The following is a 10,425-nucleotide window of genomic DNA, read 5'->3' on the forward strand; positions in this document are numbered from 1 at the left end:
CTAGAGCGCGGCGCGCGCGCGGCGCCGGCGGGCGGCGAGGAGCAGGAGACCGAGGCCGAGCAGGCCGACCCTGGCCGGCGAGCCCTCCGACGTCGCGCCCGCGCGGCAGGCGCAGGAAGAGTCGGGCTTGCGGGGCGCGCCGCCATCCGCGCCGCCGGCGCCGGCGCCGGCGCCCGCGCCGCTGGTCAGATCCGGCGGATCGTCCAGGAACAGGCCGCCTCCGTCCTGGCCCCCGCTCGAGGCCGTGACGCCGCCGTGGATCGGCGGCTCACCGCAGACGCCGCCGACGCACGGCGCGTTGCCAGGGCAGACGGCGCCCGCGCACGCGTCGGCGCAGCTCCCGCCGATGCAGAGCTGACCTGCAGGGCAGGTCAGGTCCTCGCAGCCGGTATCGACGCAGCGGCCGTCGCCCGCGCACGTCTTGCCGGCGGGGCAGGTGCGGCAGCCGCAGTTCGACTGGCAGATGCCGCGCTCGCAGACCGCGCCGTCCTCGCAGGCGATCTGGGCGCAGAGATCCACGCACCGCCCGAGCTGGCACTCCTGGTTCGCGGGGCAGGTGACGCCGTCACACCCGCCCACGCAGTTGCCGCCGATGCAGATCTGGCCGCCTTCGCACGCCACGCCCACGCACGCCCGCTCCACGCACAGGCCTTCCTCGCAGACCAGGCCGTCGTTGCAGACGACCTCGCCGCGGCCGCAGTACGGCACGCACGACCCGCGGTTGCACACGAGGCCCTCCTCGCAGAGCCCCTCGCCGTTGTCGACCTCGCCGTCGCAGTCATTGTCGATGTTGTCGCAGCGCTCGCGCTGCTCGCCGGGCTCGAGGACGGGCAGGCACTCGGGATCGCCGTCGGTCGCGCAGCCCGTCCTCCCAATGGCGCACGCGCCCTGCAGGCCCGTGTCGCAGACCTGGCCGCCGCCCTCGCAGGTCACTCCCGTGATGTAATAGACGAAATCGTTGAAATCACCGTCATTCGCGTACCCGCCCACATTCGCGCGCCAATCCGTCGCGCTCACGGGCAGATCTTCGAAGGCGACATAGAATGCGTCGGGGCTGGCGGTCGACGTGTAGATCAGCGTGGTCACCCACGGCGCCCTCGGCGTGCAGTTCGTGCAGACGGTGTTCAGCTCGCGCTGCGAGAACTTCGTCTGGGTGCAGTAGGTGCCCGTCTTGCCGATGAGCGCGAAGCCGACCAGGCCGCCCTGGTACCGCGGATCTTCGCGGATGTCCGCCGCCGAGAACTGCCTCGGCGTCCACCCGTGCTGCCCCGGCTGGTCGGTATCCATCGTGGCCAGCGGGCAGAAATCGTCGTCCTGGCACCGGAACGCCTCGGACGTGTCCGCGGGGATCAGCTCGTAGATCTGGTTGTCCGGCGGGCGCGTGCCGGTCGCGGTCGCGTTGTACCAGCCGAACGCGACCTTGCACCCACCCCCGCGCAGCACGAGCTCCCCGGTGAACCCGCAGAGCGGCGAGAAGACGCCCGGCTCCGTGCTCGCGTCGGCCACGGGATCGATGTCCTCCCCCCGGTACATGAAGAGCCCATCGAGCGTGACGGCGTTCGCCGGGAACCCGCGGCTCGTCACGAGGCCGCGCTCGGCGTCGCTGACCCGTTGAGGCAGATCGGTGCCGTCCAGCTGCTCCACCGCGGCGCTGGCGGGCGTGACCCCCGCGAGCGCCGCGAGCGAGAGGAACAAAGAAAGCGCGGCTCGAACCGCGCGACGGCGAGGTACCAAGGAATAAGGCGTGTGCGGCATGTAGGCCACTCTACACCTCCTGGTGAGCTCAGGGGGTATAAGATTCCACAGCTCCGCGCCACCACAATGTTGCAGCATGGTTGTTCCTGCGTCGCCGCGCGCGCCTGTTTTGACGCATGCTGTCACCGCGGAGCATGAAATTGACGTGCCCGTCAGGGTCGTTCCGGCGCCGCTCCGGGGCGCGGAGGCAAAAGGCTTCTTGACGCTCTCCCGCGGCGAGGCGGGGGGCCGTTGCGGCGGAGCGGGGACAGCGTCGCCCGACGTTTCGCGGGCGCCGGGGGGGTCGGGGCCGGGTGTGGTAGGCTGGCGGGCTCCGGCTGCGCCTGGCCGATGCCGCCGTATGACGAAGAAATCGCTCCGCGTCTATCTCATCGCCCACCACGACGGCCGCGTCACCGGCATCCTCCTGCGCACGTGGGCATTCGTCTTCGACCGGCCGGCGCCGTCCGCTCATGGCGCCTCCGAGGAGGACGTGCTGCGCAAGATCGAGGTGGAGCTCCACGCGCGGGTGGCGACGGGCGAGGACGATCTCGATCGCTATCTGTGGGACGAGTCGTTCGAGGTGCGCACGCTCGGGGTCGATGTTCACCCGCAGACCACGGTCAAGCGCGCGGCGGTCGTCGGCCGGCGCCGCATCCCGCTGCGGCTCACCTACCTCGCGAGCAAGCTCGCCGAGGGCGGATATCGGGTGATGCTCCCGCGCTTCGGCTGGTCCGTGATCGTGGAGGATCTCTCGATTGCGCCCGACGTGCTCCGCCAGCTCGTGACGAGCGCGCTGCTCGGCGAGTCGCCGCGGTCGCTCTTCGATTTCCGCCGCGAGGGGGACGAGTACGTGCGCCCGTGGTCGCCTCGCTTCCCGTCGCGCGCCGAGGGCTCCGCCCGGCGCGCGGCGGACGAGCGCCCCACGCTGCGCGCGGTCGCCGAGGATCTCGTCGAGAAGGCCGCGCGCCAGCGGCTCCCGCTCGCCGTTGGCGAGTCCGAGGAGCTGGAGCAGGCGCTCTCGGTGTTCGACGCCGCGCGGGCCGCGCAGGGCGCGCCGCTGCCGTCGATCCTGCTGGTGGGCGGCCCGGGCGTCGGCAAGACGACCTGGGTTTACCGGCTGGCGCGGCGGTTCGCGGCGTGGCGGAGGGACAAGGCGCGCGCGCTCTCGCCGGGTCTGTTCAGCACCTCGGCCGACCGGCTGCTCGCCGGGATGACGTACCTCGGCATGTGGCAGGCGCGGTGTCTGAAGCTCGTGGGCGAGCTGTCGCACGAGGGGGATCTCCTGCACGTCGGCGCGCTCTTGCCGCTGCTCCGGCCGCAGCCGGACGGCTCGTCGATCGGCGATGTGTTCTTGCCGGCGCTCCGGACGGGCGAGGTGAGCCTCATCGGGGAGTGCACCGAGCCGGAGCTCGAGGCGTGCCAGCGCCGCGCGGCCTCGCTCGTGGCGTGCTTTCAGGTCGTCCGGCTGCGCGAGCCCGATCCGGCCGCGGTGCCGGCGCTGCTCGCGGAGTACGAGGCGCGGAAGGACGCGCGCGTCCGGTTGCACCCGGCGGGCAAGAAGCGGCTGGTCCAGCACCTCGCGATGTTCCGGCGCGACGTGCTCTTCCCTGGCAAGGCGTTCCGCTTCTTCGACTGGCTCACGCAGGAGGCCGGCGCCCGGGCAGACGCGGACGGCGGCGCCCGGGCAGGCGCGAACACCGCCCGCGTGCTCTACCCGCGGGACGTGTCGGAGGCCTATGCGCGCCACTCGGGGCTGCCGATCGAGCTGATCGCCGACGAGATCCCCGCGAGCGCCGAGACGATCGCGCGCGGGCTGAAGCGGCGCGTGATCGGGCAGGACGAGGCGTGCGACACCGCGGCGCGGGTGCTCGCGCGCTTCAAGGCGGGGATGAACGACCCCGAGCGCCCGTGCGGCACGCTGCTCTTCGTCGGCCCGACGGGCGTGGGCAAGACGGAGCTCGCGAAGGAGCTCACGCGGTCGATGTTCGGCGACGAGGGGCGGATGATCCGGCTCGACATGAGCGAGTACCGGCTGCCGGGCTCGTCGGCGCGGCTGCTCCAGGCGGGGCCGGGCGCGACGACGCTCGCGCAGCGCGTGCGGCAGGAGCCGCTGTCGCTGGTGCTCCTCGACGAGATCGAGAAGGCCCACCGCGAGGTGTTCGACCTGCTGCTCGGGATCCTGGGCGAGGGCCGGCTGACGGACGAGGACGGGCGGCACGTCGATTTCCGGATGGTGCTGATCGTGATGACCTCGAACCTCGGCGTCGCCGATCGGGCGACGGTCGGCTTCGGCGGCGGCGGAGACGGAGAGCGCGGCGCGGCGGGCGCGCCACGGTTGGCGAGGCGCGCGGCGCCGGCGGGCGTGCGCGAGCACTTCCGGCCGGAGCTCGTGAACCGCATCGATCACGTCGTCCAGTTCCGGAGCCTCGAGCGGGACAGCGTGCTCAGGATCGTGGATCTGGAGCTCGAGAAGGCCGAGACGCGCACCGGGCTCGTGCGGCGGAACCTGCGGCTCCGTGTCCTGCCCGAGGCGCGGGCCTGGCTGGCCGAGGTGGGGTTCGATCCGAGGCGGGGGGCGCGGCCGCTGAAGCGGGTGATCGAGGAGCGGGTGATCACGCCGATCGCGGCGCGCATGGCGGAGGATCCGGGGTGCCGGGACAGGGAGATCGTTGTCGAGGGCGGGGGGGCGGGGCTCGCGCTGCGCTTCGGGTAGCCCGGCCGCGGGGGGCGGGCGCAGACCGCGGCGACGGTTCGATGGGCTGATCCCTTCAATCCAACCCGCAGGTCCTGCGGAGCAGCCAGAATTCAACGCAAAGGCGCAAAGGCGCAAAGGCGCAAAGGCGCAAAGGCGCAAAACGACGGAGAGGGGAGGAACGAGAAGGCCTAGTCGGGTAGACCGGGGTCGACTGCCCCCCGGCCCCCCACAGATCCGGACGTGCGGAATTCCCGCATCCGGCTCTTCGGGACACGGGTTCGCTACGAGCGTGCAGGAGCGGGGTGCCTGATGCGCGGCCGCGGAAGGGGATACCTCTCCAGCAGCCGGTGCATCCGCTCCCAGGTCATCTTGGCGTTCTGCGAGCGGCGATCGAGCCACTTGCGCCACACCGCCACAACCTCCCAGGCGAAGCGACGGAGCGCCTCCGAGTTCCCGGTGATCCCGTAGTACTCGTAGTGACCCCGCAGCTTCATGGCCAGGCTCCCCTGCTGGCTGCTCAGCTCCTCGTGCATGTGGTCCCTGCACCACTCCGCCACGCGCCGCAGCGCGCGGCTGAAGCGGTCCTTGGCGGTCCTGCGTTTGATCGCCCAGTTGCCTCGCCGCGACCTGCCCCAGTGATGCATGAAGCCGAGCAGATCGAACGTCGACGGCCACATCGGCGACGCCCCGCCGCTCGGCGGGGGTCTCTTCGGCGGCCGCTGGAACGGCAACAGGCGCGTCTTGTCCGGGTGCAGGCTCAGCCCGTACTTGCCGAATCTCTTCGGTAGCACGGCCATCACCCGGCGCGCGTCTTCTTCCACTTCGAACAGCAGCACCGCGTCGTCCGCGTAGCGGATGAGGTGTACCCTGCCTCGAAGCCGGGGTCGGACGTCGCGCTCGAACCACGTGTCGAGCACCTCGTGCAGGTAGATGTTCGCCAGGATCGGCGAAACCACGCCGCCCTGCGGTGTGCCGGCCTCCGGGTAGCTGAGGCTACCGTCTTCATGCACGCCCGCGTGCAGCCACTTGCTGATGAGACGGAGCAGCACGCCGTCTCGTACCCTGCGGCGCAGCGCATCCATCAGGTGCTGACGGTCCACCGTGTCGAAAAACCTTCGGATGTCGACCTCGATGACCCATCCGCCCGCCATCTCCATCGCCTTGTCCCAGAACGACGCGAGCGCTCGGTGTGCCGAACGGCCGGGCCGGAAACCGTACGAGCAGTCAAGAAAATCCTGCTCAAAGACGGCCTCCAGCACCATGGCCACCGCGCGCTGCAGGATCTTGTCCTCAAAGATCGGGATGCCGATCGGGCGTGTTTCCCCGTTGCCCTTCGGGATATGGACCCGCCTCACCGGCGGCGCGCGGTACGTGCCCGCCTTGGCTCGTTCCAGCAGCGACCGGAGGTTGTCCTCCAGTTGCTCCGCGTACTGCTCCGCGGTCTGCCGGTCCACGCCGGGCGCGCCGTCCTTGCGCGTTCGCCGGTAGGCTTCGCGCATCCAGTCCAGGTCGATGTGATGGGCGAGCGTCGTCAGCACCATGGTGGGTGCCTGCCGCGCCAGCTCCGCTATTCGTTCGAGTTTCGTGCAGACGGTTTCGGAGCCCGATGTCTCCTTCATCTTTCCCTCCAACGATCCCGTGCCCCGGTGCTCCCCTTCCCTCCACGGGGTCCCTCGGGTTGGTTCCCCCGCTTCCGCGGTACTACGAGTGCACTCCGACTTCCCGTCGCCCCCGCTCCGCTCGCTTGCGCTCCGCTCGGCGGTTCCACCTCTCGGTGGAGGCGGCGGGACCTCCCAGGTTCCTCGGGAAACCCTTGCGTACGTGCCCTGGTCTCTGACCCCGGTGGGTCGCCACGCCAGGCCCTGCGACCGGGGGCTACCCGGGCTCGCTCTTGACGCGACGATGTTGTCTTCCGCTGCGTTCACGGCGTCGACCCCACGACCTCTGATCTTTCGAGGCTCCATCCCACGGCCCGCACGCTCGCTGTCTACGCTTCGCGACGCCGGTCGCCCGGCGCCCCGCAAGACTCGCTTCCGGCTGGTGGGCCAACCTTGCCGGGCGGGACTCTCACCCGCAGGGTTTCTTCGCGAAGTTTCAGCTCATCGCTTCCTCCTCGCCCAGGCTTGGCCTGGCGCACGAACGCCGAACAGGTTAAAATTCAGCTAACTTCAATAGATTGTGGCACCCGTCGGAGCCGCCGAGGAGCACGCTGGAAGGACACGGCACCCAGTCAGACGAGAGACCGCAAGGGCGCGAGAGGCGCAAGGGAACAGAGATAGAATTATATTCTTCTCCCCCCTTGCGCCCCTTGCGCCCTTGCGGTCCTCTTCCCATGAGTCGATTTTAGCGGAATTTCAATGTGATCGGCGTTCTCGAACACCAGTCATGTTGAAACCCAGAGAATTTTCACAGGGAGGCGAGGAGGCGGGGAGGAAGAAAAAAGAAAGAATCTCTCCCTCTCGCCGTCTCTCGCCCCCCGCCTCTTGGATGATCAGCCCTAGTCTTCCAAGTTCTTCTCTTCGAGCCCTTTCTTCTTCCTGATCGACGGCCCCTTCAGCGAGAGCATATGCGCGTTGTGGACCAACCGGTCGCAGATCGCGCCGGCGACGGTGGGGTCAGCGAGCATCGCGTGGTCAACGGATTACAGGAATGACTCCCCCACTCTCTCTTGCCCCTTTGCGCCTTTGCGCCTTTGCGCCTTTGCGTTAAATTCCGGTTGCCCGCTGCGAATGCCGCCCGATCCAGCAGCAAGATTGCCTTGCAGACGACGGGGGCGGGTGCTGGCGGCGGTACCGGGAAGCCCCGCCGACGCCCGGCAGCGGTCACGGGAAGCCCTCCCGACGCCCGGCAGCGGTCACGGGAAGCCCTCCCGACGCCCGGCAGCGGTCACGGGAAGCCCTCCCGACGCCCGGCAGCGGTAACGGGAAGCCCTCCCGACGCCCGGCAGCGGTAACGGGAAGCCCTCCCGACGCCCGGCAGCGGGGGTACCGGCGACCTTTCGACCTCAGCGCGCTTCGGCGGGCGGCTCGGCCGCGGGCCAGGGCTCTCCGTGCACGACGGCCCAGACGAACTCCGGGATGAGCGCGAGCGAGTGCTGGTCCTGCATGACGCCGATGAGACCGCTGATGAACTCCAAGGGGTGCTCCCGGCGGTGCTCATCGATGAACCGCAAGGACGCGCTGGTCAGCCCGGGCGGGAGCCGCGCGAGCCCAGGCCCCTCCGGCTTCGCCAGCGCGGTGAGCGGGTTGCGCCGGGCCTCCGCGGCCTGCCACCGTTCGAGCCAGCCGTCGAGATACGTATTCGGAACGAAGTGGTCGGCAGGCCAGGCGCGCAGGTACGGAAAGAGCACGTGGATCCACCCGGTGAGCTCATCCGCGGAGTTCTCGTACCGGAAGAAAGCGCGCCAGAACGCCGGATCTTGACGGCCCTCCGCCGAGGCGACGATCTGGTCGAGCACCGGCAGGAGAGCATGAGCCCAGCGCTCTGCCCCGAACGGGCCGAACGCCGCCGCGCGGTGGCGCACCCAGCGCCAGTCGTCCGCCGTGCCGAGCAGGTAAATGCGGGGGATTCCACGGTCCGGAAAGCTCATGTCCGCCGGGAAGGGCGGCTGCCACTCGAAGTGCGGCACGAACGGCGTCATCACCGTGAGCTCCGACGCCACGCGCTCCACCGGTCCCGTGGTCGAGAAACTGGCGGTCACGAGCTCCCGCAGCTTGCCGACCCGCGCGGCGATCTGGCTGGAGAAATCCGGAAACGCGACGGGCCACGGGTTCACCTCACCCAGCGTGAAATCCGGCCGATCGATCCTCAGCTCGAAGTCGCTGTCCTCGAGGAGGACCTGACGCCGCTGCTCCTCGTTCGCAGCGACGTGGAGCGTGAACCCACGGGCCAGGCAGAACCAGATCACGTCGGGCGAGAGCACAAGGGGGTAGCGCTGGGTGAACGCCATGTAAGCCGCCTGGACGAGCGGGTGCACGTCCGTGCGCCCGACGAGGGGCAGGCGATGGCGATAGGCGGCCTCGACGGGCGAGACGAGCAGGCTCTGCAACGCCGATTCCTCGTCGAACGCGGGCAGCGGCGCCGTCGCAGGCTCGAAGTCGGCAACGGCGATCGTCGTGATGCTCATGGATCCTCGCTCTCCTGGCCCTGCGCGACGGCTTCGTGATCCAGCGCTGCCCTCTCGCACCTCGTACACGAACGCGCCGCGCGAGACAACTCGCCACGACGGCGGCTGCCGGCCGCAGCCGCAGCGCCCGTCGCACATGCACGCCGGCACGCCGTGGCGCCGGCTCGCGCAGGTTCTCACGGCGGCATCCGACGCAGCGCCGCGATGCGCACGCTTTCGCGGGCCGCAGGTGCAATCATCGCCCCTGACTGCAGCCGAGCCCGAAGCGAACAGACGCTGGGGGAGGAGGGTGCCATGGCCCGGGAGCAGGTCCCCGCCCCTGTGCGGGGGTGGTGGCGCTTGGCGGGGCGCGGATTCCGGTCAATCATTGGGCATGCCGTCGCATCGTCGTTCGTCCTCGCAGTCCCGCGATATCCGGTCAGCGCTGCGTGGCTCGTCAAAAAGCGCAGGCAACTTCGCACATCCGACGGCCAGCGAGGCCATGGCGCCCGGCGAATCGTCCGCGCCCAGCGCCACGAACCAGGCCACCACCCAGACGACGAGGGCCACCTCCGGCTGGGATCCGTTCACGCGCAAGGCCACCCCGCCCCCGAACTCTCCGGCCGCGACGCCGAGCCCCGCGCCGCAGGCGACGACGGGGAATGCTTCCGGGAGCACGTCGGCCGCCGCCGGCGGGCACAACGCGGGTCGAGCGCCGACCAGCACGCCGGTCTCGCCGGTCTCGCAGCCTTCCGCGCCGGGGCCGCGCGTGTCCCCGATCGACGTCCCGCGCAGCCAGAACGCCACGCCGGGGAATCCTGCCGGATCGGCCCCCTCCGGCCTGCCGCGCAGCGCCCCCACGACCCCGGTCACCGACGCGCCATCGCTCCCCACCGCTCGGCCGCAAGCCGCCCCCACGACCCCGGGCAGCGGCGCTCCGTCGCTCCCCGCAGCCCGGCCGCAGGCCGCCCCCACGACCCCGGGCAGCGGCGCTCCGTCGCTCCCCACCGCTCGGCCGCAAGCCGCCCCCACGACCCCGGGCAGCGGCGCTCCGTCGCTCCCCGCAGCCCGGCCGCAAGCCGCCCCCACGACCCCGGGCAGCGGCGCTCCGTCGCTCCCCGCAGCCCGGCCGCAAGCCGCCCCCACGACCCCGGGCAGCGGCGCTCCGTCGCTCCCCACCGCTCGACCGCAGGCCGCTCCCACGACCCCGGGCAGCGGCGCGCCATCGCTCCCCACCGCTCGACCGCAGGCCGCCCCCACGACCCCGGGCAGCGGCACTCCGTCGCTCCCCACCGCTCGGCCGCAGGCCGCCCCCACGACCCCGGGCAGCGGCGCTCCGTCGCTCCCCACCGCTCGGCCGCAGGCCGCTCCCACGACCCCGGGCAGCGGCGCTCCGTCGCTCCCCACCGCTCGACCGCAGGCCGCCCCCACGACCCCGGGCAGCGGCGCTCCCCAGGGCGCCGTCTCCCCGAACCCCAGGATGGGCGCGATCCAGACCGGTCCGGGCGAAAGCCGTCCCTCCACCGGATCGACCGCCGGCGCTCTCCAGAACACGACCCCGCGCGCCGCTCCCGGCCAGCAAAACACCAGCTCGCCGGCGCCCGGACGCCCTGCGCCGAGCGCGAACGAAGCGAGCGTCAAGGCGCCCACGAAAGAGGCCACGCCGAAGAACACCACGTCCCCCCAGACGCCGACCAGGACCGGCGCGACGCCCGACACACGAAGCGCCCCGACGGCAAAACCCACCTCCACCACGGAGAACGCGCCCGCCGGGAGCTCCGCCGCCAAAGGCCCCACGGGCAACGGCGGCAAGACCAGCGACCCTGGCGCCAATCGCAAGGACGCAGGCCCCCTCGGAAACGCTTCGCGGGAGAGCGCGCGCCGAGCT

Annotated in this window: 6 protein-coding genes; 1 reads left to right on the plus strand and 5 read right to left on the minus strand. The window is 71.1% G+C overall.

From position 1 onward, the window contains the following. Positions 1 to 1,695, minus strand: coding sequence for an MYXO-CTERM sorting domain-containing protein (locus tag WMF28_RS35580; protein WP_437597975.1), 1,695 nt, complete (start codon positions 1,693 to 1,695; stop codon positions 1 to 3). A gap of 400 nt (positions 1,696 to 2,095) precedes the next feature. Here WMF28_RS35580 and WMF28_RS35585 point away from each other — a divergent pair, with 400 nt between their 5' ends. Then, on the plus strand, positions 2,096 to 4,450 hold the full coding sequence (locus WMF28_RS35585) for an AAA family ATPase (RefSeq protein WP_437597976.1): 2,355 nt from the start codon (positions 2,096 to 2,098) through the stop codon (positions 4,448 to 4,450). A 263-nt stretch (positions 4,451 to 4,713) separates the two neighbouring features. Here the strand turns inward: WMF28_RS35585 and ltrA are convergent, their stop codons facing one another. The 4 genes from ltrA to WMF28_RS35605 form a co-directional block, all read right to left on the minus strand. Further along, entirely contained in the window at positions 4,714 to 6,051 is a 1,338-nt protein-coding gene (gene ltrA, locus WMF28_RS35590) for a group II intron reverse transcriptase/maturase (protein ID WP_437597977.1), read from the minus strand. Positions 6,052 to 6,929: 878 nt separating this feature from the next. After that, positions 6,930 to 7,058, minus strand: a complete 129-nt coding sequence (locus tag WMF28_RS35595) for an ATP-binding protein (RefSeq protein WP_437597978.1) — start codon at positions 7,056 to 7,058, stop codon at positions 6,930 to 6,932. Positions 7,059 to 7,436: 378 nt separating this feature from the next. Beyond that, a complete protein-coding gene (locus tag WMF28_RS35600) occupies positions 7,437 to 8,558 on the minus strand; it encodes a DUF4419 domain-containing protein (protein ID WP_437597979.1) in 1,122 nt (373 codons plus the stop codon). 360 nt (positions 8,559 to 8,918) lie between these two features. Beyond that, complete coding sequence (locus WMF28_RS35605) at positions 8,919 to 10,334, minus strand: hypothetical protein (RefSeq protein WP_437597980.1); 1,416 nt, start codon at positions 10,332 to 10,334, stop codon at positions 8,919 to 8,921. Positions 10,335 to 10,425: the final 91 nt, after the last annotated feature.

It is taken from the genome of Sorangium sp. So ce590 (assembly GCF_051521365.1).
GTDB lineage: Bacteria > Myxococcota_A > Polyangia > Polyangiales > Polyangiaceae > Sorangium.